This is a genomic window from Fibrobacter sp. (genome assembly GCF_045131395.1).
In the GTDB taxonomy this organism is placed as follows: domain Bacteria; phylum Fibrobacterota; class Fibrobacteria; order Fibrobacterales; family Fibrobacteraceae; genus Fibrobacter.
In genome coordinates, this window is the sequence record NZ_JBGUQY010000024.1 from 336,240 (window position 1) to 359,854 (window position 23,615).

Here is a 23,615-nt window from a genome sequence, read left to right on the forward strand (position 1 = left end):
CACCTATAAATATAGACTTAATTTAATGTCATAAAATGACAATAAAACTACACTTTTTCAGCAAAGCTGATCCCGAACGACTTGGGGATTACAATTTCCTTGTAGGCGTTCATCAGGTAGTCATCGGTCATGCCGGAGACATAGTCGGCGACAACACGCGGCTTGGGGGTTGCCTCCTTATATTCGGCGCTCATGGAATTGAACCAATGATTGATGCCGGTGACTTTTTTGTTAGAGCCGAGCTCTTCGAGGCATTCGGCCAGAACGGTCCGGAACATCGCCTTGATTTTTTCGTCTTGCGTTGACTTTTTCGGGTTCTGGTAAATGTTCTTGTAGTTCCAATCTTTCAGGCAATTCAACGCATCATAAACAGCCGGCGAGAAACTGAGCATTTCCTTGTCAATGCTGTTGTTAACCAGATCCTTAATCAACGTGTCGACGATTTGGCCGTTCTTGTTACCAAGAACTTCCGTAACTTCGCGGGGCAGGCTTTCGCGTTCCACCAGCTTCAAGATGATGGCGTCTTCGATGTCGCGGCCTACGTACGCAATCACATCCGAGATGCGCATGACGCAGCCTTCGAGCGTCATGGGGACCATGTCTTTCGACTTGAAATCACCCTTGAGGCTTTCGCAGTATTCTATCAGCAACTTTTCGGGAGTCTTGCTGCGGTCGCAACCATAACTGTTCTGCAGAATTTCACCGTTGTGGCAGATGATTCCGTCGAGAACTTGTGCGGTAAGGTTCAAGCCTTTTCCGTAGGCTTCGAGGTCGTGGAAAAGCCTAAAGCTCTGAACGTTATGTTCGAAAACGCCTGCGCCTTGTTCTTGCAAGAAGACCGAAATGATTTTTTCGCCGTCATGGCCAAAAGGCGTGTGGCCCACATCGTGGCCCAATGAAATTGCCTCAATCAGGTCTTCGTTCAAATTCAAGAATCGACCGATGGTTCTTGCGATTTTCGCCACCAGCTGCACGTGAAGCACACGGTGCGTGATGTGATCATTTTCGACCAGGTAAAAAACTTGCGTCTTGTCGATGTAGCGGCTGTAGCAATAGGAATGGATTATCTTGTCCGAATCATGGAAAAAGTTCGGGCGGAGATCTTCGGGAGCCTCGTGAAAACGAACCGCCTGAGCGGACTTGCAGGCATAAGGCGCAAGCGACGCTTCTTTCGCATTCAAGCGCACTTCGATACGTTCCTTCGTTTCAGCATTCCATTCCATAGAAAATCCTTGTTTGCGCGGAGCTATTCTGCAAATCCCGGAGGCGGCAAGTGCATGCCGGCCATGGTGAGTTTGTTGTCGCGAGCATATTGCATTAGGCGCTTGCGGCTTTCAATGGACTTTTCCTTGTCCATGTCATAATTGGAATTGATTTCAGGATGATCCTTCTGCAAGGCGTAACCATGCATCAAGTCGCCAATCACGAGCAGGTTACTAAACTGGAACGCAGTATGGCCGGGCGTGTGCCCCACGGCGTCAAGTGCAATCACCCCCTGCGGCAACGTATCGCCAAAAGCGAACAAGTGCAGGCTATCTTTATAGATGCCCATAATCACCTTCTGCAAATCATTTTTCGCGATGTCGTTCATCCAAGCATCGTATTCCACTTTGCCCGCATAAACCGTCGCATTATTGAAGACCCTCACGTCTTTGCCAGCAGAGTCTTTTGCAATCATGCCTGCAATATGATCCGCATGAAAGTGCGTCAAGTAAATGAAGTTGACGTTTTCGGGTGTTACACCAAGGGCTTCAAGGCGGTTCAACATTTGGCCGCCGAACGCGCCAAGGCCGGCATCAAACAGAATGTTCTTGCCATCGACCTGCAGCAGGAATACGCTCACCGATGCCGGAATGCCATCGGGCAAATTTAAACTTGCAAACAGAGAATCGCTTGCGTCGCTAAAGAGGCTGCGGGGGTTCAGCTTTTCGTCCTGATTGTCCTGAATCCAGGTCACGCTTGCGCCATTCGCGAGTTTGATCGTTTTGGCGACCTGAACGACATTCGCGACTTCTGCAGCAGCTGCATTTTCTGCCGGTTCCGTAGCGGGCTTGGCAGGCTCCGCCGTTTTTTCAGTAGCGGGGGTCTTGGTGTCGCTGCAGCCGAATACGGCGAAAGATGCCACAATGGCAATGAGAGGGAGAAAACGCTTTTTCATAAGGACTCCTGTTTAGAGTGAATATAAAAAAGAATGCTTTATTTGTTTTTTTAGATTATATTATGCTATAGAGAAATAAATTTATGGTGCCGCAAAGACGGTAGAAAGGGGGGGGGCTAATGGAAAAAATCAAAATCAGCGCAGAAAACATACAGAAGATTCGTGATGGCCTAGAAAAATACAATCTTATTAGGGCGTTGAAAAAGACTCCATCCAATGAAGAATTTCAAAGGAAATTTACGGGCTTTTATAGAGTAAGAAGAAATGAAAAGTGGCGAAAGGCTTTTTTTAAGGAATTTGAAAATTATTCGCCCCAAAATGCAGATTTTGAGGCCATCCTAAAAAAATTGTGGAAAAATAAAGATATTCAAAGATTGGAAGCATCTTTTGCCAGTAAAATGCTTCACACTATTTGTGACCAAAAGCCGATATGGGATTCTATAGTCGTTAATTATCAGTTGGGAATTAAAACTCCTGTCAAAAAGCAAAAAGCAACTGCTGCTGATGAAGAAAATCGCTTTGAAAAAATTGTTGAGATTTATGGAAAAATTTGCAAGGGCTACAAGAAGCTTATAACGTCAGAAACGGGTACAAAAATTATAAAGTTCTTTGATGATACTTTTGGAGTGTCGGAAATATCTGAAACAAAGAAAATAGACTTTATTCTTTGGGCGGCAGGCAAAGAGAATATAATCCTTGGCGAAAGCGATTTGAGTTTTTTTAAATAGTTTTTCATTTTACCTCGGATAGCAATTCTTTCAATTCCTCGAGTTTTCGGGGTAAAAATTCTTCCAGACAGCCCTTTTGTTTTGCGAATAGCTTAGAAATATGGTCTTCAAGGGAAAGTGCGTCCATCAGCATTACGTCGCTTTGGGCGTCGTCGCCGAGCTTAGCGAGTTCCTTTTGCGAACGAGCGTCAAACTCATACCAAATCGCAGGCATCAAAAGCATCTCGGCGATACTTGTTAAGGCAAATTTTTCGGGGTCTTGTAAGCCCCATTCGCGCTTTTCTTTTTCCTGTTCGTATTTTTCAACACTCCACGCCGTAACAACTTCAATCATTCGTTCGTAAGCGGCAATGGCTCGGGCGCACTTGTCGGCAGCAACCTCTTTTGATGTCGCTATTTTCTCATCAACTCTCGGCGCAAAAACTTTTTCGGCAGGTGCTGTAGCCGGGTTAAAACTAGCGTCTTCGGGTTCCAAGGACCATCCAATAGAATCCAGCAAGTAACCGTAAAACTCGCGGATATAATTGTAATAGCAAAAAGCCTTTTGCTGTTCTCGGGTTGCCTTCACAGCATTACCAATTACCTTATTTTTCATTTCTGTCATAATAAACCTCCTGCTAATCTTCGTGGTGTCCAAACCACGCCTTGCGATCTTCGGGATGTTCGTCAAGATGTTTCATGAGCGCGCTATTGATTTCTGAAGCGAGGTTTCTGTTTTTAGCGTAGCACATCGGTCTAAGTTCGCGAGAAAGTTCGGCTATTTTTTCCTTCAATGTCATATACAATCTCCTTTTTTTCATAAAGATAGTCACGCCATGCGACAACTGATGACGTTTGAAGGAAATTTTGTTTGGCCAAATCTTCAAGGAAGCTTTGAGCATTCAAAGCTTATAATCCGTCAAATCTCGATAGAAAAGATTTTAATGTGGACACTCGTCAGCGCTGAAGGTTTGAAGCCCGACCCATATACCAACCGAATTTAGAACCTTGTGACGCCGGATGATTTGTTTAAAGAGTGATTTTATGGCGCTAAACAAGCGCTTTTTCGCAGCTCACTCAGTTTTTCGCGCAATTCCTTTGAAACTTGCCGGTTGCCCTGGATGTTTAGCGGAAAATAGCCTGAGTTAATGATTTCTTCTTCAATTTGTTCCAGTTCCTTTTTTGTCTTCTTTGGATAATAGTTCCATTCCAACATGCAGTTTTCGTTCATGAACGCGTTCAGATTCTCTTGAAACTGAGGATTCACCTCGGTATTGTTTTTTAACAGTTTAAAGCCTTGAAGTGCAGAGAGTGTCCTACGGAGTGTCGATAGATATCCTTTTGATACATTGGATACAGAATGTTTTTGTTCAATGTGCCACTTGAATCGTCCGAGAATTCCGTCTTTACCGGCTGCGATTCCTATATAGAGAGCTGTGTATGGGGTACTGTTAAAAGTTTTATGTTGATTCTTTTCGATATTTAGACGATTCAAATCAACAAACTTCGAAATTTTACTTAGTAGATTCTTAAGGCAATCATCTCTAAACCACCAACAATAAATCCCCACATCTTTTCCGATTCCTTCCTTAGAAATCCGAATATCGCAAACAGGCTTTTGTTGTTCAAATTTCATTTTAACAAATCCTCTATTTTACCAGTGATACTTTTGCTGATTTTCTCAACAGAATCCATTTGATGCATCTTTAAAAAATCGCTCCAAATTCCATCTTGGTACGAAATATTGTTACCATATTTTCTGAGATCAGATGCACAAACTTTTATTGGAAATGCAGCCCCTTGCAACAAAATTTCTTGCGTTGATTTTGGTTTTAAATAACATACTTTTGTTCCTTCAGGAATTTTGTATCCGCCAGCAGGTGCCACAGAATTTAAAGCTTGAATGTAATCGTTTCCGAGCCGCAGAATAATTAGTCTGTAACCTTGATTAAGAATATTTTGAAAATTTTGATTTAGCTTCAATTTTTCAGCCATTTTTTCTTTTTGATGGGAGGTTCTTTTCGCGAATGTCACATTGTAATTTTGGATTTTTCCATCAACAGGGATAAGGCCGTAGCCAGCAGACAAAACATACAAATCAAGGAATCTATCCCTATCTAAAGAAGCGCAATTATCTTTGAAAAAAGAGAGCATTTGCTTCGATGCAGCTCCTGTATACCGACAATATGCTGAAATTATTCCACCCACCTCGCTTTTACTACTTGTACAACCAGTTATAAACAGAATGTCAGCTTTTCGATTCCCGTAAATGCGAACATTGTCCTTTTTAAGATCTTCGATTTTGGTCAATATTTCGCCTATGCCTTGTTTGTCTCCCATACAAGTCTCCTTCATTTCTTACCCCTTAAAAATAACATCAAAACAACCAAAAATGAGCGAGTCTTATGCTAAAAAGTGTTGTTTGTGATAATAAATTGAAAAAAATGTCGTCCCTCCCCCAGAAGTCATTTTCTGGGGGGCTTTTTTCATGACGGTTACTATCCGTCTGTAATTGTCGCATAACCGATGTATCTTTATTGCGTCAACCTATTTTAGGAGAGAATATGACGCAAGAAGAATTGATTGATAAGGTCCATAGCGAATTGCCCGGCAGAGTCTCGTTTGCCGAGGTAGTCCATCGTATTGCGGATGCCATTAGACGAGAAGGAAAAATAAATTTCCACACATTATTTGCAAGGCTTGAACCGGCTTCAAGCGAATATGTTTACGCCTATCCGGATGATATTTCGGATGGTCCTTGGGATATCTAATTGTGAACGAGACGTATATGCGAAGCGAAAACAACCAACTTTTGGAACCATATCCGCTTTCTACTATGCGGAAAATTCTGGATTGTATTGAAAAAACACAGAACATTCGTGTTGACATTAGCCGTATCCCTTTAGACGATAAGAAAACACTAGACCTATTCAGGAACGGGGATACAGATGGCGTATTCGGCTTTGACTCTCCTGACATGCAAAAATATTCGAAACAGCTGAAACCAGATAGCTTCGAAGAATTAATGACTTTATGCGCGTTATGTGGACCTGCGAGAGCGTTTAGGCCCGCGACATCTGATTTGATTACCGATTATATCGATATAAAGAGAGGCGTATGGGAATATAGCGGTATTCACCCAGATTTGGAACCGATTATTTCGGCTACCCGCGGCATGATTGTTTACCAAGAGCAAGTGACAGATATTCTTTGCGAAATTGTGGGATACCCTCCAGAAAATGCAGAGGAAGTTCGTCACATGCTCGCCAAAAGAAATCCTGAGAAAATGGCGAAACTTGAACCAGAGATTATTTGTCGGTGCGTAGACAAAGGGTATGACCAACAAGTCGCTTTGCAAATATGGGATCTTCTTCTCCTATACACAAAGCCTGCCGTCCGCAAAACTCTCGTGTCAATTTACACCTTCGTTGCTTACCAATTTGCCTATTTGAAGGCTCATTACAAAAGCGAATTTTATTTCGCAACAACCAACGCAAAATAGGAGGCCCGTATGACGTTAAATGAATTTCAGAAATACAAAGTGCTGAAAAGCTTTGTTGAAATGTCGTACCCCAATAAAGACGAATGCAAGGATGTTTGGCATTCCGTCAAACGGCTGATATTAAGCTGTAACGAATACGATATCAGGCAAGATCAGCTGGAAATCTTTTTCCAAATGTCAGAAACCGGTAAACCACTTTGTCATTTGGATGTCCTCGTTAATTCAGACGATTTCGTCTCTATTTTTGACGTCTTGGATGAACCCTTCGTAAGCTATCCATTTACGCATTGCCTATTGGTGAGTGATGTAGCCCAAAATACACATCGCTTTTTCTTTGTAAATCCAGATGTGTCAGGCGCAAAAGATTTTTCGTTCAAAAGTAAATTGGCGCTCAGAGATTCGTACATTCTACTGAGTTCCTGTGAAGAAAACATGGACAATATCGCGAATTTGAACGTTCCCGAAACGGCGAAGTTCATCATTCGTTGCGTATTATGCAAGAACCGTGTCAAATATGCGGGCGTATTTGAAATAGCAAGAGATTCTTCGGGTGGCATCACTACAGTTGAATTCAAGAACGAAGAAATAGATATGCAAGAATCGCTTTGCAAGAGAATAAAGAAATCGGTCTCGGATGCACAAAAAGAGCAAAAGCAAAACGCCAACAAAATTCTCTGGAAATGGGATGAACTCTTTCAAAAGAGTTTCAATAAATAGGAGGCCCTTATGGGTACAAGGAACTACAAGAGCATATTTATTCTGCACGTTTACAAATTTGAGCCATGTGAAAAGCTTGCGTACCGCGTAGATAAGGATAAGATTGAACGGAAGGGTTATGCCGAGCCGGGTTTCGGCATCTTTGAGTCGGAAACAGGATTTTTTGAGTCGTTGGCGCAGACAGAAAAGCAGATTCGGAAACTTGCAAATGACGTTGACACCTATAGTTTTCTTGTAGAAGAAAAGCCGATGGGAGGCACATTTTATACCGGAGACGCTCTTTCAAGAAGACGCTATTTGAGAGACGGCAAACTGTGGCAAAAATGTGAAGTTTCGGGTATTCGGCGATTCAACGGAAAAAACGTTGATCTTGGCGATACTGGTTTTTACGGGCGCGACTTGAAGACCATCCCCTTTAAAGAAGGCGATATCGTAGAAATTGTTGGTCAAGATTTTGTGCGGCTAGCCATAATCTGGAACCTGCCACCGAGTGTTGAGTATATGAAACCCATATGGGAACGGCATCGGACTCGCGGGAAGGATTTTTCCTTCATTCATCCTGACGATTCTGATGATGCCTACACCGTTGTTTATTACAATGTCAGCAATGACGGAGAAATTGGCTATGGACACTCGCACCCCGCCGTAGTTAATGTTCTTCCGCCATCGTTTCCTGTACCCAGAAAGTTCGCCACTGAACTCCGTCGTTGCCTCAAAATGTTGCAAGACGAATGCGAACAATATAAGAGTGAATACGGAAACGATATTCCGTTCTAAAAAGGTGATAAGATCATTTTAATCTGAAAAATAGCGACTTATTCTGTTGATTTTTGAATCTTTCTGTGGTATATTTATAGAAAATAAGAAAGGAGATTGTATATGAGAATACTGGAACCAGAAAAACTTAATGAAAAATATGAAAAAATATCTTCTAAGAAAGAAAAAATTCTTGCGAATCTTAATGCAAAAAAAATAACTGCTGTGCAAAGGTACCTTTACACAATCAACTCACCAATTGATTGCACAGATAAAGCATATAAAAGTAATTACAACTATTTTTACAAGTTAAAGCCAATAATTTCAGGAGAATTTAATGACCTTTACTTTGAATTAATGAAAAATGCCACATCTGAAGTCGACAAAGAAAATGTTTTAGTAAATAAAGTTGTTGAAATTGCCGACTGTATAAAAAAAATTGCTCCAGAAGCAAAGAAAAAGTTCTATCCTTCTTTTTCCACAAAATTACTTCATACAATTAATCATAATTATCCAATATACGATTCAAAAGTTTGGTATTTCTTTTGTAATCGAAAGTCAACTCCTGAAAAGGATGAATTTATTGATTTTTATGAGAAACTCGTTATTGAATATAAAAGAGTCATCGAAAATAAGTTGTTGAATCCGATTATTGAGTATTTGGATGGAAATATAGGAAACGATTTTAAAAATATAAATCCTGTAAAAAAATTAGATTTTATTATATGGCAATATCAAAAAATAGTTGATGATGAAGTAAAAAAGAAATCAAAATAGTTAAGTACCGTACAAGCCCCTTCTAGGGGCTTTTCTTGTGTCCGTATTTGTCGCATGGCCAATATATATTTGTTTCATCAGTAATTTCTTTCTACATAGACACACCTCTTAGTAAAGAAAAGGGGCTTTAATATGAAATACGAAGATCGCAAAAGCCCCGAATATCTAAACGGTATCATTAACCATCTGATTGAGGATAGAGATTGGCTTCAACAGCAGAGGCAAAGCGAAATAGAAAACAGACATCATCAAGAAATGCAACTCCTGGCAAGGAAGGTGCTTGCCAACGCTAGGTTTGAGCACAGCAAGGAAAATATTGACAAGTTACTACTGTTGAACAAACGGCTCCACGAGTTGCAAGACGAATGTGCCAAAATTACTTTCGACATGTACAAAGATTTAATGGAACTTAAGGCGAAGGGAAAATCTTACTATGATACCTTTTGCATTGAAACCTATATCGTTTATGAATCGGAAGAGGACTGGGAAGGACAAGTTGGCGGATTGTACGATTCATACGACAGAGGAAATAGGTTCGAAGTCAGCATTAGTGATGCATCGGGAAAAGAACCCGTAGATTACAAAGAACTCAATGAGTGGCGCAAAAAACTAAACTGGAATATTGAAGAACTTGAACTTCCGGAATTCAAGGATGTGTATATCTGCTATGCTATGCATAAATTTTTTGCCGACGGCTCCTATTCCCTTGAAGATGCCATGCGCATGAAACCTGAAGATTTTCATATTTACACCGAAATACACATTTGAAAACTTTTTAGGCTGCACAGTTTGATGAAGGGAGAATGGGGCTTATATGAGAGTCGCTTTTGTCATTTCACCGATATCTAATCCACGATACATAGTATCTTCGACAACACCTTCATAATGGTGGTGATAATGACCATAAAACCAGAGTGGCGGTTTGACGGCTTTCAAAACATAATCAAGATAGCGGCGGGATTCAATTACCTGCTGCCAGGTATCTTCGCGCACATAGAGCTCTCGAATAAGTGTCGGAGCGAACGACAATGGCGCTTCATGTGATACGATGATGTCGGTTGATTCTGGGAGTCCTTCTGTGTTTTGCGCAGGGGCTTCGCCGTCCCACCAGATGCGTTTGGATGAGCCAAATTTGATTAGTGAATCGTTCTGCATTCGGCGTGATTTCCGCGTGAGCGGGTCAATTAAATCGATATCCGTAGAAACGGCGCCACCGATGGGGTAAATGCGTTTGCAGCAAAGTTCAATCATTTTGTGATCGGGCAAAAAATGTAGGCGCTCGTAATCGTGCTGGCCGTCGAAAAACGCCGGATCATCGTGATTTCCCCGAATCGTGTACAGGCAAATATCATTCTCTTCAAGTGCCGAGCGAATCTCGCGATACCGCACATCCATTGAATTCGGGCGGCCGAAACCGGCACCGAAATCGCCGACAACGAGAATATCTGCGCACCTGATTTTTAACCGATGCATAGCGTCGTGAACCAGGCGTTTTATTTCGCCATGGATATCGCCACAAATGTACAGATGTCGGTTCATTACACCCCTAGCAGATTTGTGGCGAGTTTTACCATGGTTTCGCGTTCTTCGGGTTTGCTTTCGGCGATGAGCAGCGTGAGCGCCACCAGCGTTCCGTCGGAGATGTTCTTGGAACAGTCTGCCTTATAAAGCAGGCCGTTCCGCGATAAAAACCACAAGAAAACGAAGGCCGCGATACGTTTGTTGCCGTCGACAAAAGAATGGTTCTTGACTACCAAATAAAGGAGCATGGCCGCCTTGATTTCTGCGGTAGGGTAAAGTTCCTTGCCGCCAAAGGTCTGGTAGATTTGCCCTAGCGAGCTCTTGAACGAGGCGTCCTTTTCTGTACCGAAAATATCGCTGTCGTTGAACATTTCCTTGAGAACGGCGATTGCTTCCATCGCCTCTTCGTAAGTAATGCGTTCGCCCGCATTCACTGCAGTGCTCTTGGGGTAAGCGAGTTGTTCGTGATCGTAACGGTCAAGTGTTTCTAACGCCGGCCTAAAATCTGCGATAACCGTCTGCAAAGCCAATGTCTCTTGTGTATTCATTTTATACCCCATTTCAAATCAATGTATCATGTAAATATAACTGCATCATGCGACAAATGTTGCCGCACGCATCAGTCGCATTTTAGCAGTCATTTGCAGGAGAATTCTCATATTCCTTCAATTTCAGTTCGTTAATCATAGTTTCCAGTTCGCAGATTTCGCCATCGTCCTTAAACACATCGCCCACTGTGAACCAGCGTGCAGATTTGCCCTGGACAATCTTTTTCTCGTATTCCACCTCGGCCAGGGTCCACTTCGTCATCAAAGCCTTTGCGAACTTTTCGATGTCTTCGGCGTAAGCGGCATTCACAATACCGCAGTAGGCGCCAAAGCTACGATTGTCCACGCGGACAATCTTTTTGCACTTGGAACAAATGGCCGACGCCTGAGAGCTACCCGACAGAGGTGACCCAGCAAAGCCGCGGATAAAGGTTGTCGTGCCGCATTCGCATTCCACGCGGAACTGGTCCGATTCCCAAATCTTGAAGAGCGAAGCAAGTCTGAGGTTTATGATGACGACGTTGCCCGCGATGTTAAATTGACGCGCCATATTGAGATGCCCCACATAAAGCCCGCCACCCTTGAGCAAGTAATGCGCATCAATGTTTGCGTAGCGCGGAGTCGCAAGGATTTCATCCTTATGGCGCAAAATCAGGTCCAGGTTGTCGTAAAACAGCTGGTACTTGCGCTCATAACGCTTCTCCTGAGCCTCCTTGAGCGCCTTCTTATAGTCGTTTTCCTGTTGTTCTGCTTCGCTGACAAGCTGTAAACCCGCCTTTTGACGGACGCAGAATTCGGCGAAAGATTCATTTTCGTGTTCGGCCATATCAATCTCCTTGTTTTTGTAGGCTTGATTTTATATTTTATGCATATATTTAAATACATGCATAATTCTAAATATGAATATACAAAAATAGAGTGTCAGATATTGACACTCTGGAGAATTTTTTCAAAGAAGCAAAAATAGCTCGAAAAAACTATTGCTTCTCGAATTCCAAGATGTCGGCCTGAAGGGTGACATCGTCGGGGAAGTATTGCTGGGCGATACGGAGCAGGCGGAGGGCTTCGTCGTCGCGCTTTTGGGCGTGGGCGTCGTAGGCCATATTCTTGTAGCCGAAAACGGATTCGGCGTTGCCCTGCTTGGCGGCAAGTTCGTAAGCGGCCTCGGCGCGGTCGAGGAACTTGGCGTCGTAAGCCAGGTTCCCGAGGAAGATGGCGGCGTCGCTAAATTCAGGCTTGATTTGCGTCAAATTGTTGAGTACGTCCATGGCAACGAAGGGTTTGTTGTCTTCGGCGAGGACGTCGGCCAACTTGTACATGGTGGGAGCGTCATCGGGGCGGACGCCCAGAGCTTCGCGGTAGGCGCCGGCGCTTTCTTCGTACTGCTTGTTCAGGCGGTACACATCGCCCAAGTAAACGAGAAAGTCGATTTCTTCGGGGTGGGCGGCATAACCTTCGCGAATCACGGCGACGGCGCGATCAAAATCATCTACGGCAATATTCGCTTCGGAAAGCTGATAAACGATGCTGATATCTTCTTTGTCCAGCTGGTAGGCTTTTTCGATGGCACGCAATGCGCCGACCGCGTCGCCGGTTTTACTGTAGGCTTCGCCTAAGTAAAGCCAACCGGAAACATTTTCCGGTTCCAGTTTCAACGCGCGGTGATAGGCCGCCACGCATTCGGGGTATTGGCGCAGGCGAAAATAGACGCTGGCCATGTTGAAGAGGGCCGGAGAAAACGCACCATTAGAGAAATCGATGGCCTTGCGGTAAGTGGCGGCCGCATTCGGCAAGTCATTCATCTGGTAATAACTATTGGCGATGTTGAAACTGGTGGCGACGGGGTCGGCGCCGCGAGATTCCGCCTTATGGTAAAGGGTAATAGCCTGCTTGAACTTGCCCTCACGATAAAGGGCATTGGCGCGTTCCATCAAGTCATAAGCGGACTGGGCCGCAAAAGCAAGCACGGCGACAGCCATCACGATTAAAAATGAATAATGAAGACGACGCATACTAATCCCTAAACTTCACTTCGAAAGGTTGTTCCATGCCGCAGAAGGGTACCGCCTTCCCCGCCTTTTCTGCCGGAGCAAAAGTCATGCGAGAAAGGGCGTCTTTACCGGCCTGGGCAAGGCCTGATCCAGCCGGAGTTTCTTCCAGCACCTTGATATCGTATACACGACCGCCCGCATCCACGCAGAAACTGAGGCGGAGCATGGCATCAATTTCTCGGTCGCGAATCTGGGGCGGAACCTGAAAATTGGGGAAGGCCCTGCTTTCCGGCTTCTTGTCCACATCGCCTTTTTCCACCGAAAGCGCTCCGCCGCGGAAATCCGCCACCATGTCTTCGCTGACGGCAGCCCCTGCAGAACCCGAAGCGGCACCAAGATTCATGGCGAATCGGGGGCCAGCCTTAGGCGAGCGGGAATTGGACTTCATGCGGTTCGGCTTGCGGGCAGGCTTTTTCTTTTCAACCTTTTTCTCCACCTCGTCCACTTTCTTGATGGCAATTTCGGCCTTGTTGTACTTCTTTTCGTGAAAGACCTTGCCACTCAAGAAAAGGTTCGCCATGGTCACGGAGAACACGAGAAGCATACTCGCGAGTATAGCCGCAAGCAAAATGCCAAAGCGCTTAAAAAGTTTCTTTATAAACCTAAACATAAAATCATCTTTCTAACATAGATTGCTTCATCGTTTTGCGCTTGCGCAATGACGTTTACTCTGCCTGAGCAGCAATAGAAACCTTTTTCACTCCGGCCAAATTGCACATGTCAATGACCTGCACCAACACGCCCGTTTCAGCGCCCTTGTCCGCAATCACCACGGCTTCGCGGTCGGGAGTTTTCGCCAACGACTGTTTCAAAATATCCTGCAGGCTCGCCAAGTCCACCTGACGTTCATTCATATGAATGGTACCTTCGCGGGTAATGGCAATGAGCAAGTTTTCTTTTTCCAGCTGGCTTGCTGTCTGCGCCTGGGGCTTAGTCACATCCACGCCCGTTTCGCGGGTAAAGGAAGACGTCACCACGAAAAAGATGAGCAAGATGAACACGATGTCCATCAGCGGGCCCATTTCAATGCCCATATCCTTCTGTTTTCTTCTCGGCAAGTTGAATTCCATAAGTAAATCCTCATTCATGGATTGCTTCCCCTTTCAGGGTCGCAATGACGTATCAATTATCCACTTTTTCCACGAAATAATTCTCTATCACAGTCGCGCCGAGTTCCATCTTCTGGCGCAAAATTTCCACACGTTCGTCCATACGTTGTTTCAAAAGAGTCAGCGGGAACGCCACCAAAAGCCCGCTCTGAGTCGAAATCAAGGCTTCCGAAATGCCATCGGCCATCAGCACCGGGTTCTGGTTTCCGTACAGCGTAATCACCTCAAAGGTTGAGACCATGCCCGTCACGGTTCCCAGCAAGCCCAGCAGCGGCGCCGCAGATGCCATCACCGAAACAATGTGGTTCCCTTGTTCCATGTAGCGCACCGTTTTCATCATGCGCACCTGCATGTAGTCGCGGAAACCTTCGGGGTTCTTTTCAGCCACATCAATCGCATAGCAAAGTTCTCGAGACAGGAGCCCACCGCGTTTGCGGAGTCGGCGTACAGCCTTTTCGACACTCGGCGGCTCGCCATTCTTTTCGTATTCTTCGTTACCGCCATTCAAGTCCAGGCGCATGCGCTTAATGACCTTATGAATGTCGGTGCGGAAAAAGTCGCTACCGATGCGGAACCAAGTCGAGAACAAGAAGTAAAAGCCGATTACACCCGCCAAGAGAATCGGGAGCATCACCACGCCACCGGCCTGGTACGTGTTCTGCAACGATTCAATGAATATGTAGTGAGTGTTAGTCATTCTTGCCAAAAATCTTGTTCAACAACGCAGTGCTCTGCACGCACATTTCGCTAGTCACTTTTTCGATCTTTTCGCTCAAGAGGCCATGCAAGATCATCACGGGGATAGCAATCACGAGGCCCGTTTCCGTAGTCACCAAGGCTTCGGAAATACCGCCAGCCAAGACGCGGGCGTCGTTGGTACCCACTTCGGTAATCACGGTAAAGAGGGTAATGATACCGGTCACCGTACCGAGCAAGCCCAGCAGCGGAGCGATGGTGCCCATGGCAGCCAAAAGGCCCATGCGGCGTTCCAGTTTCGGCTGTTCACGGAGCAAAGCTTCTTGCAGCGAGCGTTCCGCATCTTCGCGCTTGTCGCGGGCGCGGTTCAGCACGGCAAACAGCACCATAGAAAGGCTGGAGTCCTTTTTGAGGCAAAGATTGGCAGCCTCTTCGTAACGCTTATCATGGACAAGGCCGTTCAACTTCTTCAGGAATCTGCGACCCATGTGTCCACGGAGCGTGAGCACCAGGAATCTTTCCAGGCAAAGGAGCAAGGCAAAAATTGCCACCAGGGCCAAGGGGTACATCACGATACCGCCCTTCTTGAAGAATGCCACCAGCTCTTCGTCCCAAGTCAATTCCTTGGTGTCTGTAATGGAATTCTTGACAGCCTTGTTCTGCAAGACATCCAGCGGGACAACGACCGCACCGGTAGCGGAACCGGCCTGCACCACGGCCTGCTTGATGTTAGTCGCCATTTCAGCCGGAAGGTTCGCATTCCATTCGAACACCTTGCCCTGCAAGGCGCCAGAACGGAGCAATGCCTGCACATCACCGTTATCCTGGGCCACTTCGCCAAGGAACACCGTTCCCAAGCGCAAACGGTTCACGTTCACATCGGGGCGGCTGCCCACCTGAGACACTTCGCGGCCATAAGACTGGGTATAAGTCAGTTCATGACGGAGCAAGAGGTCATCCATGTAACCCTGCACCGCGCCAATCGTATTCGGATCTTTCTTGTCCGCTTCGCCAGCAGCCTGACGCAAACGCAACAGGCGGCCGTTCATGCCCACGGGGTAATCCCCCATCACGTCGCCAAGAGTCTTGTCGATAGAAAGCTTGACCTGAGTATTCATGGCATCGTAGGCCGATTCTTCGGACTGGGCCTTTTCTTCGGCATCGCTTGTCATGTTCTTGCTAGCCATAACTTCTTCGCTTACGCGGCCCAAATCCGTAGAAAGCTTGGAATAGCGGCCGTCCAGCTCACGGGAGGCGGCCTGATGTTCTTCGGTCAACTGGGATTCGGCATAACGCTTGCGCCAGTGTTCCGCTTCCAGTTTTTCAAGAGAATCCGCCTTCTGCAGGCGAATACGGGTCAATGCCTCCACTTCGCGCTGCAAGTTGCGAACTTCTTCGGTCTGCAGGGAATCCTTGATTCGGGCCTGGTCTTCGGCAGAAGCCTTGCTTTCGCCCGAGCCCGACCAGGGCCACGCAAAAGCAGAAGATGCAAACATAAATATTACAGCAACAAACAAACAATAAGACATGGATTGCTTCGTCGCCTTGCTCCTCGCAATGACGTGTCCGCCATTATTCATTCTTAATTTTTCATTATTCATTATTTGTCCCCCCTCGCCACAGAAAGGCTAACCGGCAACTTCACAATCTGGGGCGGCTTTTTCGCCTGCTTCACCTCGATTGCGAGCTTTACGGCAGCACGTTCTTCAAGATCCAATTCTTCGTTCCATTCGTAAGTCACCTTGCCGTCTTCGGACTTGCGCACCAGGGAACCGAAAACCGTACCGTTTTCGTCGCTGTAAACCATCCACTGGTTACCGATACGGAGAATCGATGCGTTAATGAGTTCACCGTTCTTGCGGGTCAGCGGGCTGTTGATAATCGCCACCTCGTCACCGAACTTGGTTTCTTCGGCCACAAGGGATTTCAAGCGAGAAAAGCTTTCTTCTTCGCTAGCGTTACCGCTTTCGATATCGCGGGTAAGGGACTTGACGCGGTCAAGCCTGGTTTCCCGTTCCCAGGGAATGGTAGCCGCCACTTGGGCTTCCAGGCGCTTGCTGATGCCGGCCAGTTCTTCGCGCAAAGCCTTACGCTTGGCAGCCACATTGTCGCTCCTGTTCTTGGCGCGGGCCTGCTTGTTGCGTTCCGTCTGGAGTTCGCCTGCAACCGTCTTGATTTTGGCATTCAGGCTATCGATTTCGCTGCGGCGGCGTTCCGTATCGGCCTTGTAGCGCTGCTGCAAAGTCTTGTAACGGTTATCGTCAGCCTTCAGCATCGAATCGGTTGATGCTATTTGGCGGTTCAGCTTCTGGATTTCAGAATTCAGCTTGTCTTTTTCAAGCTTCAGGTCGCGAATTTCGGAATCACGGTCGGCATAAGCCGTCACCGAGAGAGCCAAAACCAGAAGCGCCAAGGGCAATAATTTAAACTTATTCATAATGATCCACAATAGGTTATTTTTCAAAATTACATAATTGAAACACTTGAGCCCAACAAAAGTGTCACCACCTCACCTCATTTTTCCAAAGGGCTGGATTCAGGGCATTCCAAGTGATCCTTGTTTTCGGTACACCAGTTATTGCAAATGGTCGGGCGATAAAGGTCACAAACTTTCTGGACTTCCCGCAAAATAATGCTGGATTTCTGTTCCTTGAGGTAATAGCGACTCACCAATGCGCTCCTGCACTGATCATTGTCCGGCCAGTCACGGTCGGCGCACCAGGTCCACAAATATTCCTTGCAGTAATTATTTTCCGGACTTTCCATGCACAGCTTATACAAATCGTAGCAATCGGCAATCTTGTTATTTTCAAAACCCGAAGCCACGCAATAGCGCTTGAGACCATCGGCATAGGCGTTGGACTTGTCCTGGGTATTGATGGTGTCAGGCAAGAACAGGGACCACTTGGTGGTATCCAGCATCATGGCGGCCTTCACGTTGGAGGCATAGCATTCTTTACTGTCCCTGCTGTATACAGAATCGCGATATTCTTCGTAAGCCTTACTATTCAGCGTTGCCAAGTCATCGCTCCAAACAGAAACATCTATAGCGGCACAGTAAACATCCTGGTAAAGCCTGCACCCTTTTGAATCCCAGCTGTCCGAAAGATCTCCCTCGGCATTATAGCAGTTGTGGTGCGCAATGTGCTTCACGCTCACGCCATCACCGTTGACATGCAGCAACACAGTCGCCTTGGACATTCCGGTAAACACGCCCATGCCATTTTCGATATTCGATTCAGGCAAGATTCGAGAATCATTCACCGATTCCCTCACCTTGTCAATGTAATCGATATAGGATTCATCCGTCGAATACAGGTCTACAGAGACATCGCCCAAGGGGAGCATCATGTTCATCAGGTAAGCCGTATCCAACGCATGGAAATCGGCAACCTTGCGGTTCGAGGTAAAGCCCAAATTCTGGGTCTGTTCCAAGGGATCATGGATCGAAATACCGCGATAGCCTTCTTCGTCTTCGCTGGTAAAGCCCTTGAACATGTCGTTAATGGTCGTATTCTGCGATTCTGCATTACTCATGTCGTAATTCATCACCGCAATCACGCCTCTCACAGACTGATCGTAATCCAGGGCGCACTTCACGAATTCCATGTCCATGGGATATTCCAAGAAGTCTATTTCAAACCTGGGCTTTTTCTCGTTGAAAGGTTTCCACTCATAGTCCCCATTTTGCAGCGGGACATTCAGGCCCTTGATTTTAACTTTAGGCGGAATGGTCGCCTGAGCCTTATAACGGGATTCCGCCTTGTGGCCCGAGCTATCCCATTCAAAGTAGGCTTCCATGGTGTAAGTCTCGCCCACAATGCCCCGGTAGGCGTAGCCACCAAAGCAATTCGGCTTGTTACCGCTATAAAGAACCGACAACGTATCCTTCTCTTCGCCAGAAGTCGTAACGAAACGGCCCTTCACCGTCACATAGGCGCTGTCGTAAAAGGCAATGCTTTCGATTGCAGTTTCTTCCAGCTCATAAACCTTCGAAAAACAGATATAAGGAGCTTCGCCAGAAGCGATGTAGCCATAGGTATAAATACCCGTATACACGTCACGCTTTTCGGGATAGTATTCCCAAGGGCCGTGAAAGTCGCACGCCACAAAGGAAAACACAGCAAGAACGCTCAAGATTTTAGAAATAGTATTCATAGCTCAACATAACCGGTAAAAAGGGGAACTGAGTGATTTCTGTTTTCTCTGGCGGGTTCTTGCGCGTATCGTAGAAGGTATAGAACATGTTCTCGTGATCGGTCACGTTGATAAATGTCCAGCTAAAGTTCCACTTGTTTTCGCGGCCGATATCAATAACCTTCACATCGACGCGGAAGTAGTCCGTCTGGCGGGCGGCATTGCGGCTACCCGGCAGCACCACCACCTCGTCGCTATACTGCTGGTGCCCAATATCTTGCGATATGTAATAGCCCTTGTATTCGCTGATAGGCATACCCGCCGAATACTTCATAAGGACCGAAGTGCGAACGTACATGTCTCTTTGCGTCGGGTGTACCGTCAAGGCATCTTCCGGACCGCGCCAGTTGATACCCAAATCCATCTTTAAAGCGTAAGGCTGATGCCAACTGGGGAAATAGGGCTTGGAACCGTCATCCGTCTTCATGACGCTAACGCTCTGGCTCCAGTTAATGCCGCCAAACCACCAGCCTTTATCCTTGCGCAGCGAGAGCTCGTAACCGAGGGAATAGCCTTCCGCCGTACCAAAACCATCGGCAACCACAAAGTCATCCGAGGTGGTTTCGTCATTACTGTCAAGCACGGATACAAAAGTATTCAGGTTGCTTTGGGTCTTGTAGTAAACGCCCACGGTCGCATCGTAATCTTCCAAAATGCCACGCTGGCTATATTCCGCTGCAAACAGCCAGGAAGATGCCGGTTCGATATGCGTGCCCTTGGAGGTCGTCGTGGCAGGGTAATAGAATTCGTTCAGAGTTTCCTGGTCGGTATACACAATGGAATTCAGGTACTGCAGGTAATAGCCACCGTACAATTCCACCGTCTTGTCGTCATCGATATTGACAGTAAGCGATGCACGGGGTTCTACGCCAAAGTGCTTCGCCGCCGTCTGGTAGTTAAATCGGAGACCGTATTGCAACAAGTAATCAGGAGTCAGCTTCCAGGCGTCCTGCAGGTAACCCACATGATGGAAGGGGTCCTGGATATCCGCCACGCTGATGGTGGACATCTGTTCCTGGTAACGTTCGTAGTCGTATTCCAGTTCGTAACCCACGGTAAGCGTATGGTTCGGAATGCCACGATAGTTCACCCACTGCTTGCCAGCGAAAGTATAAAGGTACATTTCGATAGACATGAGGTCGCTAATACTCATGGTCTGGTAGAATTCACTGAAGGCGAGAGTCGCGTTGTAATCCCAGTCCCCGTTAATGCGATGGCTGAAGCCGAGAGGAATCGCCACGTTACCCCAGTCCATATAAAGCGGGTCAAAGCTCAAGCGGTCCTTACCCACATAAAAGCTCAGTTTCATGCGGGTGTCGTCGGTAAAGTTGTACATGAAGGTACCCTGCACATCCGTAAATTCATAATCCAGCGCAAGGTCAATAATATCGAGGGCGTTCATCAAATCCAGCATGTAGCCGATGTAAGTCGTACGGCCTGCCACCACCCAGCGGGCAGGGCCCTGATGACCTTCGGTGTGAATCTGGGCGGCAAAGGTACTGATCTTGATGCTAGACTTGCTGAACCATTCGTTGACGGTATCCTGGCCACCAGCGCGGCCATCCATCTTGAGCACGGAACTCAGGCGGTTACCGTACTGAGCCGGAAAACCGCTCTTGTAGAACTGCACATCGTCAATGCCTTCCACCAGGAAGGTACTGAAAAGTCCGAAGAAATGCACCGGCGAATAAACCACGGCGTTGTCGAACAGGAACAGGTTCTGGTCGGCGGCGCCCCCGCGCACGTAAATCTTGGAGCTAAAATCGGAGCTGGCCACCACGCCCGGGAGCGCCTGGATGCTCTTGATGACATCCGCTTCAGCGAGGCTAGGCATACGCTTGATAGACTTGGCAGACACCACGGATTCGCCGGGCTTGCGCTTGGGGCGACGGCGCAGTTGCACCACCACTTTCTTGAGTTCGGTGACCTTGGCGTTGTCGCCGCCAGCAAGGAGGTCGTCTACGTTGACATCCTTAGCAGAGTCTTTCTTCGCCGAGTCATTCTCGACCGTCGGGAGGTCTTTCCCACTAGAATCAGCAAGCGCCGTATGGATTCCGTCGCCTTCGGCTCCAGGAAGACTATCCGAAGGAACATTCGAACTATCGTTCACGAATGCTTCGCCCAGGGTCTGCGAGAAACTGCGTTCCGTACCGGAATACACCAGTTCGTAGCATTTTTCCTTCTCGGCGCCCGAGGTGTCGGAATTGGTAACGCAAACGTTCCAGAGGGTATCTTCCGGAAGAACTACGCTAAAAGGCGTGCCCACGGTGGTCTGCAAGGCTTCGCCGGACTCCAGGATTTCCACATTCAGCTTTTCGCCAGGGGCAAAGGAAGAATCCTGCACCACACCGTTAAATACAATCCCCGCAGGCGCAAGGGAGTCTGGCACAGGCTCCTGTGCCATAGCGGCCAAGGCCACCAGTAAAACAAAGATTCCAATTAACTTTTTCAACAAAAACTCTCTTCTCGTATACAAAAATAGCAAATAGGTTCCCCTATTTGCTATTGTAACACCTAAAGGAGTAAAAAGTGTCACTATTTTATTTAAAATCTTCCGACAGTGATACCTGAGTAGAATCCAGGCCACCAGCGACCCCTATGCTTCTCGCTTCCGAAATCGTCGTGGTAGTTATTCCAAGGTTTCGGCCACAATTTGTCCGCATAGCCCAAGGTGACAAGGTTCAAGGAACCGCCCACAGTCAAGCCAACACCCGGGAACAGGCGGTACACATATCCCAGACGCAGGCGATGGTGATAATTGTCATCATTATCGTCGCTGAAGGAGATCGCTTCGTAGGCATTCAGGAGCATGTATTCAAGTTCGAAGTGGTTGCCGTACTTGCCAAACTGCGTACCGATACCATAACCGCTTTCAAAGTGAACATCAAAGTGTTTGAAGTTGTTTCCCTTTTCGAAGGGACGGGACACTTCAAGAGCGGAGTAGAAATAAGCCGTACCCAAGTGGAGCGAAAGTCCCAGAGAGCCCATTTCGCTGAGGGAGGTGGTTGCAGACCACACGCCGTTACCCACCACGCTGATGAAGCCCACCGGAGTCTTTTCGCATTCCCAGCACACGTTCACAAAACCAACCTGGCGCCCCTTGGCCTTGCCAGCAACGTTCACGTAGCCCACCTGGGTTCCGCCTTCCAGCGCAGAGGTGTTCACGAAGCCAACTTCCACATCGGACTTGGCGGCCACATTCACAAAACCAACCTGCACATCGCTTTCTTTTGCCACATCCACAAAGCCCACCTGCACGCCGGCGCCAAGGCCCACATTCACAAAGCCCACGTGAGTTTTGCTGTATTCAGAGGCGTTCACAAAACCGAGCTGCAAGTACTTCATGGTATCGAGAGCGCCGTTCACGTAACCGATCTGCACGCCATCGGACTTTTCGTCGGCCCAGTTGACAAAGCCGAATTGCAAGCCGTCAACACTTTCGGCATAGTTGACCACTCCCGAAATCTGCGCACCTTCGATGTGTTCGCTGGCAATGTTCAATAGACCCGTCACCTGGATCCCCCGCATCTCTTTGCGGGAGTTATTCACGAACAAGCTCACCTGCGAACCGATCATGTAGTCGCTAGCCTTGGTCGCAAAAAGGCCCAGCTGTACACCCTTGCGGGGTTCCTTTTCACGGTCATAGAAATCGAAGGTGGTGCGAGAAACTCCGTTGCGGTCCAGGGAATCCATGGAACACTTTGCGGCATCGCCATTCGCGCAAGAACGTTCACTCTTGATTTCGCCGCGGAGCGTCGTCTTCTCGGCAAGAACAGACTTAAACTGCTTATTATCGAGTCGCGCACGGTTATTGTCATAAAGCGTAATCGAGGCTTCCTTGTATTCAAGGGGGCGTTCCAGGCGCACGCTGTACTTGCCGGCAGGGAACCCGAGGCTCATGGCGCGACCGGACTTCTTGTAAAGTTCGGCAACAAGTTCGCCCTTTTCGTCGCGAATGAACAAGTGACCGTCCACGTCCTCGTCCAGGTCAAGGCCTGCGCTGGTGCTGCGCAAATCCGTCATCACCACGTCACCGGTACCCGCCAAGTTCATGTCGCGGCTGGGGTGCTGGGCGCCGCCCATCGTAGCCTCGGTCTTCTGCAAAGTTTCATTGAAGGCAAACTGGTAAGCTTCAGAAAGTGTCACCTTGCCGTCACCGCTTACATCGCCGGCACCGCGGAGGCCGCTCACCAGCGAGTGCGTGAAGAAGGAACCCTTCAGCTTGTCGCTTTCCTGGCTGGATTCATCCTGCGTGCTGCTGGTAATGAAAGCATAGCCCTTCATGTCGCTGCTTTTGTCCACCATGAACGCAGGCACGGCTACACCGCCCTTGGCGCGGGTAATGGCACCCGAACCGCAAGCATCGATTACCGCAATCTTCACGTCGGCATGCAAGGCATCCACACGCTTGCGGAATTCCTTCCAGCTATAAATTTCTTCACCGAGGCGCAGGCCCTTTTCATCAGCATGGCCGCTATAATACACCAGCACTTCTTCACGGGAATTGGCATCGGCGCCCTTGGCAGACTTTGAAGCTTGCAGCTTTTTATCGAGGGCGTCCAGCTGGCTTTGCAAGGAGGCAACGCTAGGTTCCGTCACGCGATACACATTCTGCTTGGGCACGCCACCCATTTGCGAAAGCACATTGGAAAAGGCGCGGGCATCGCTTTCGGCATAACGCAATACCGGGCGACCCTTACCGCCATTGTTCGCACTCACCGCAAACACGTAGCGGTTAATTGCAATTTCGCCAGAATTCGGAGCGGCATGGGTCTTGCCAGCCATAGCAAAAAGCGCTACGATACACACCAGGCAAAGAACTGCAGATCCCGACAAAAAATCGCAGAACAAAACATTTCCCAAAAACTTTTTCATT

General features: G+C 47.4%; 25 protein-coding genes. 7 read left to right on the plus strand and 18 right to left on the minus strand.

Annotated elements, in window-relative coordinates; genetic code table 11:
* Positions 1-47 precede the first annotated feature (47 nt).
* Positions 48-1,223 carry a deoxyguanosinetriphosphate triphosphohydrolase family protein gene (locus ACJMNB_RS07990; RefSeq protein ID WP_405341077.1) on the minus strand — a complete coding sequence of 392 codons (1,176 nt, stop codon included), beginning with the start codon at positions 1,221-1,223 and terminating at the stop codon, positions 48-50.
* 23 nt (positions 1,224-1,246) lie between these two features.
* Positions 1,247-2,158, minus strand: coding sequence for an MBL fold metallo-hydrolase (locus ACJMNB_RS07995; RefSeq protein ID WP_405341080.1), 912 nt, complete (start codon positions 2,156-2,158; stop codon positions 1,247-1,249).
* Between the two features lie 119 nt (positions 2,159-2,277).
* Between ACJMNB_RS07995 and ACJMNB_RS08000 the strand changes: the two genes are divergently transcribed.
* Positions 2,278-2,886 carry a hypothetical protein gene (locus ACJMNB_RS08000; RefSeq protein WP_405341083.1) on the plus strand — a complete coding sequence of 203 codons (609 nt, stop codon included), beginning with the start codon at positions 2,278-2,280 and terminating at the stop codon, positions 2,884-2,886.
* A 4-nt stretch (positions 2,887-2,890) separates the two neighbouring features.
* On the opposite strand, the gene ACJMNB_RS08005 is transcribed toward ACJMNB_RS08000, so the two are convergent.
* The 4 genes from ACJMNB_RS08005 to ACJMNB_RS08020 form a co-directional block, all read right to left on the minus strand.
* On the minus strand, positions 2,891-3,490 hold the full coding sequence (locus ACJMNB_RS08005; RefSeq protein ID WP_405341086.1) for a hypothetical protein: 600 nt from the start codon (positions 3,488-3,490) through the stop codon (positions 2,891-2,893).
* A 13-nt stretch (positions 3,491-3,503) separates the two neighbouring features.
* On the minus strand, positions 3,504-3,665 hold the full coding sequence (locus tag ACJMNB_RS08010; protein ID WP_405341089.1) for a hypothetical protein: 162 nt from the start codon (positions 3,663-3,665) through the stop codon (positions 3,504-3,506).
* Positions 3,666-3,907: 242 nt separating this feature from the next.
* Positions 3,908-4,501 carry a GIY-YIG nuclease family protein gene (locus ACJMNB_RS08015; RefSeq protein WP_405341092.1) on the minus strand — a complete coding sequence of 198 codons (594 nt, stop codon included), beginning with the start codon at positions 4,499-4,501 and terminating at the stop codon, positions 3,908-3,910.
* Entirely contained in the window at positions 4,498-5,205 is a 708-nt protein-coding gene (locus ACJMNB_RS08020) for a DUF6884 domain-containing protein (RefSeq protein WP_405341095.1), read from the minus strand. Before ACJMNB_RS08020 ends, ACJMNB_RS08015 begins: the two co-directional genes overlap by 4 nt.
* Before the next feature lie 224 nt (positions 5,206-5,429).
* Between ACJMNB_RS08020 and ACJMNB_RS08025 the strand changes: the two genes are divergently transcribed.
* From ACJMNB_RS08025 to ACJMNB_RS08050, 6 genes are all read left to right on the plus strand, one after another.
* Positions 5,430-5,636, plus strand: a complete 207-nt coding sequence (locus tag ACJMNB_RS08025) for a hypothetical protein (RefSeq protein WP_405341098.1) — start codon at positions 5,430-5,432, stop codon at positions 5,634-5,636.
* A gap of 17 nt (positions 5,637-5,653) precedes the next feature.
* Positions 5,654-6,367 carry a hypothetical protein gene (locus ACJMNB_RS08030; RefSeq protein ID WP_405341101.1) on the plus strand — a complete coding sequence of 238 codons (714 nt, stop codon included), beginning with the start codon at positions 5,654-5,656 and terminating at the stop codon, positions 6,365-6,367.
* A gap of 9 nt (positions 6,368-6,376) precedes the next feature.
* The gene (locus ACJMNB_RS08035) at positions 6,377-7,084 is read left to right on the plus strand and encodes a hypothetical protein (RefSeq protein WP_405341104.1); all 708 of its coding nucleotides are present in this window, start codon (positions 6,377-6,379) and stop codon (positions 7,082-7,084) included.
* Positions 7,085-7,093: 9 nt separating this feature from the next.
* Positions 7,094-7,861, plus strand: a complete 768-nt coding sequence (locus tag ACJMNB_RS08040) for a hypothetical protein (RefSeq protein WP_405341107.1) — start codon at positions 7,094-7,096, stop codon at positions 7,859-7,861.
* Between the two features lie 102 nt (positions 7,862-7,963).
* On the plus strand, positions 7,964-8,617 hold the full coding sequence (locus ACJMNB_RS08045) for a hypothetical protein (protein WP_405341110.1): 654 nt from the start codon (positions 7,964-7,966) through the stop codon (positions 8,615-8,617).
* 132 nt (positions 8,618-8,749) lie between these two features.
* A complete protein-coding gene (locus ACJMNB_RS08050; protein WP_405341113.1) occupies positions 8,750-9,385 on the plus strand; it encodes a hypothetical protein in 636 nt (211 codons plus the stop codon).
* Between the two features lie 42 nt (positions 9,386-9,427).
* Here ACJMNB_RS08050 and ACJMNB_RS08055 read toward each other — a convergent pair whose 3' ends face one another.
* The 12 genes from ACJMNB_RS08055 to ACJMNB_RS08110 form a co-directional block, all read right to left on the minus strand.
* A complete protein-coding gene (locus ACJMNB_RS08055) occupies positions 9,428-10,156 on the minus strand; it encodes a metallophosphoesterase (RefSeq protein ID WP_405341116.1) in 729 nt (242 codons plus the stop codon).
* The gene (locus ACJMNB_RS08060; RefSeq protein ID WP_405341119.1) at positions 10,156-10,686 is read right to left on the minus strand and encodes a type II toxin-antitoxin system death-on-curing family toxin; all 531 of its coding nucleotides are present in this window, start codon (positions 10,684-10,686) and stop codon (positions 10,156-10,158) included. Before ACJMNB_RS08060 ends, ACJMNB_RS08055 begins: the two co-directional genes overlap by 1 nt.
* Positions 10,687-10,768: 82 nt before the next feature.
* Positions 10,769-11,512 carry a hypothetical protein gene (locus ACJMNB_RS08065; RefSeq protein WP_405341122.1) on the minus strand — a complete coding sequence of 248 codons (744 nt, stop codon included), beginning with the start codon at positions 11,510-11,512 and terminating at the stop codon, positions 10,769-10,771.
* Between the two features lie 151 nt (positions 11,513-11,663).
* Positions 11,664-12,698, minus strand: a complete 1,035-nt coding sequence (locus ACJMNB_RS08070) for a tetratricopeptide repeat protein (RefSeq protein ID WP_405341125.1) — start codon at positions 12,696-12,698, stop codon at positions 11,664-11,666.
* A 1-nt stretch (position 12,699) separates the two neighbouring features.
* Positions 12,700-13,281 (minus strand): energy transducer TonB, encoded by a 582-nt coding sequence (locus ACJMNB_RS08075; protein WP_405341128.1) that lies wholly within the window; start codon positions 13,279-13,281, stop codon positions 12,700-12,702.
* Positions 13,282-13,402: 121 nt separating this feature from the next.
* Positions 13,403-13,807 carry a biopolymer transporter ExbD gene (locus tag ACJMNB_RS08080; protein ID WP_173352170.1) on the minus strand — a complete coding sequence of 135 codons (405 nt, stop codon included), beginning with the start codon at positions 13,805-13,807 and terminating at the stop codon, positions 13,403-13,405.
* A gap of 52 nt (positions 13,808-13,859) precedes the next feature.
* Positions 13,860-14,543, minus strand: a complete 684-nt coding sequence (locus ACJMNB_RS08085; RefSeq protein WP_405341131.1) for a MotA/TolQ/ExbB proton channel family protein — start codon at positions 14,541-14,543, stop codon at positions 13,860-13,862.
* A complete protein-coding gene (locus tag ACJMNB_RS08090) occupies positions 14,536-16,143 on the minus strand; it encodes a MotA/TolQ/ExbB proton channel family protein (protein WP_405341134.1) in 1,608 nt (535 codons plus the stop codon). Before ACJMNB_RS08090 ends, ACJMNB_RS08085 begins: the two co-directional genes overlap by 8 nt.
* Complete coding sequence (locus tag ACJMNB_RS08095; RefSeq protein ID WP_405341137.1) at positions 16,143-16,979, minus strand: DUF3450 family protein; 837 nt, start codon at positions 16,977-16,979, stop codon at positions 16,143-16,145. The genes ACJMNB_RS08090 and ACJMNB_RS08095 overlap by 1 nt, the downstream gene beginning before the upstream one ends.
* A gap of 77 nt (positions 16,980-17,056) precedes the next feature.
* Positions 17,057-18,700, minus strand: coding sequence for a hypothetical protein (locus tag ACJMNB_RS08100; RefSeq protein WP_405341140.1), 1,644 nt, complete (start codon positions 18,698-18,700; stop codon positions 17,057-17,059).
* Positions 18,684-21,191 carry a TonB-dependent receptor plug domain-containing protein gene (locus ACJMNB_RS08105; RefSeq protein WP_405341143.1) on the minus strand — a complete coding sequence of 836 codons (2,508 nt, stop codon included), beginning with the start codon at positions 21,189-21,191 and terminating at the stop codon, positions 18,684-18,686. Before ACJMNB_RS08105 ends, ACJMNB_RS08100 begins: the two co-directional genes overlap by 17 nt.
* Positions 21,192-21,283: 92 nt before the next feature.
* Entirely contained in the window at positions 21,284-23,614 is a 2,331-nt protein-coding gene (locus ACJMNB_RS08110) for a caspase domain-containing protein (RefSeq protein WP_405341146.1), read from the minus strand.
* Position 23,615 lies beyond the last annotated feature (1 nt).

Excerpts from the sequence above, each read along its gene's own strand:
- ACJMNB_RS08025 (WP_405341098.1), top strand. The coding sequence starts at position 5,430 with ATGACGCAAGAAGAATTGATTGATAAGGTCCATAGCGAATTGCCCGGC.
- ACJMNB_RS08055 (WP_405341116.1), bottom strand. The coding sequence starts at position 10,156 with ATGAACCGACATCTGTACATTTGTGGCGATATCCATGGCGAAATAAAA.
- ACJMNB_RS08020 (WP_405341095.1), bottom strand. The coding sequence starts at position 5,205 with ATGGGAGACAAACAAGGCATAGGCGAAATATTGACCAAAATCGAAGAT.
- ACJMNB_RS08015 (WP_405341092.1), bottom strand. The coding sequence starts at position 4,501 with ATGAAATTTGAACAACAAAAGCCTGTTTGCGATATTCGGATTTCTAAG.
- ACJMNB_RS08085 (WP_405341131.1), bottom strand. The coding sequence starts at position 14,543 with ATGACTAACACTCACTACATATTCATTGAATCGTTGCAGAACACGTAC.
- ACJMNB_RS08040 (WP_405341107.1), top strand. The coding sequence starts at position 7,094 with ATGGGTACAAGGAACTACAAGAGCATATTTATTCTGCACGTTTACAAA.
- ACJMNB_RS08035 (WP_405341104.1), top strand. The coding sequence starts at position 6,377 with ATGACGTTAAATGAATTTCAGAAATACAAAGTGCTGAAAAGCTTTGTT.
- ACJMNB_RS08050 (WP_405341113.1), top strand. The coding sequence starts at position 8,750 with ATGAAATACGAAGATCGCAAAAGCCCCGAATATCTAAACGGTATCATT.
- ACJMNB_RS08005 (WP_405341086.1), bottom strand. The coding sequence starts at position 3,490 with ATGACAGAAATGAAAAATAAGGTAATTGGTAATGCTGTGAAGGCAACC.
- ACJMNB_RS08065 (WP_405341122.1), bottom strand. The coding sequence starts at position 11,512 with ATGGCCGAACACGAAAATGAATCTTTCGCCGAATTCTGCGTCCGTCAA.
- ACJMNB_RS08095 (WP_405341137.1), bottom strand. The coding sequence starts at position 16,979 with ATGAATAAGTTTAAATTATTGCCCTTGGCGCTTCTGGTTTTGGCTCTC.
- ACJMNB_RS07995 (WP_405341080.1), bottom strand. The coding sequence starts at position 2,158 with ATGAAAAAGCGTTTTCTCCCTCTCATTGCCATTGTGGCATCTTTCGCC.
- ACJMNB_RS08100 (WP_405341140.1), bottom strand. The coding sequence starts at position 18,700 with ATGAATACTATTTCTAAAATCTTGAGCGTTCTTGCTGTGTTTTCCTTT.
- ACJMNB_RS08000 (WP_405341083.1), top strand. The coding sequence starts at position 2,278 with ATGGAAAAAATCAAAATCAGCGCAGAAAACATACAGAAGATTCGTGAT.
- ACJMNB_RS08075 (WP_405341128.1), bottom strand. The coding sequence starts at position 13,281 with ATGCTTCTCGTGTTCTCCGTGACCATGGCGAACCTTTTCTTGAGTGGC.
- ACJMNB_RS08080 (WP_173352170.1), bottom strand. The coding sequence starts at position 13,807 with ATGGAATTCAACTTGCCGAGAAGAAAACAGAAGGATATGGGCATTGAA.
- ACJMNB_RS08045 (WP_405341110.1), top strand. The coding sequence starts at position 7,964 with ATGAGAATACTGGAACCAGAAAAACTTAATGAAAAATATGAAAAAATA.
- ACJMNB_RS08030 (WP_405341101.1), top strand. The coding sequence starts at position 5,654 with ATGCGAAGCGAAAACAACCAACTTTTGGAACCATATCCGCTTTCTACT.
- ACJMNB_RS08090 (WP_405341134.1), bottom strand. The coding sequence starts at position 16,143 with ATGAATAATGAAAAATTAAGAATGAATAATGGCGGACACGTCATTGCG.
- ACJMNB_RS07990 (WP_405341077.1), bottom strand. The coding sequence starts at position 1,223 with ATGGAATGGAATGCTGAAACGAAGGAACGTATCGAAGTGCGCTTGAAT.
- ACJMNB_RS08110 (WP_405341146.1), bottom strand. The coding sequence starts at position 23,614 with ATGAAAAAGTTTTTGGGAAATGTTTTGTTCTGCGATTTTTTGTCGGGA.
- ACJMNB_RS08060 (WP_405341119.1), bottom strand. The coding sequence starts at position 10,686 with ATGAATACACAAGAGACATTGGCTTTGCAGACGGTTATCGCAGATTTT.
- ACJMNB_RS08010 (WP_405341089.1), bottom strand. The coding sequence starts at position 3,665 with ATGACATTGAAGGAAAAAATAGCCGAACTTTCTCGCGAACTTAGACCG.
- ACJMNB_RS08070 (WP_405341125.1), bottom strand. The coding sequence starts at position 12,698 with ATGCGTCGTCTTCATTATTCATTTTTAATCGTGATGGCTGTCGCCGTG.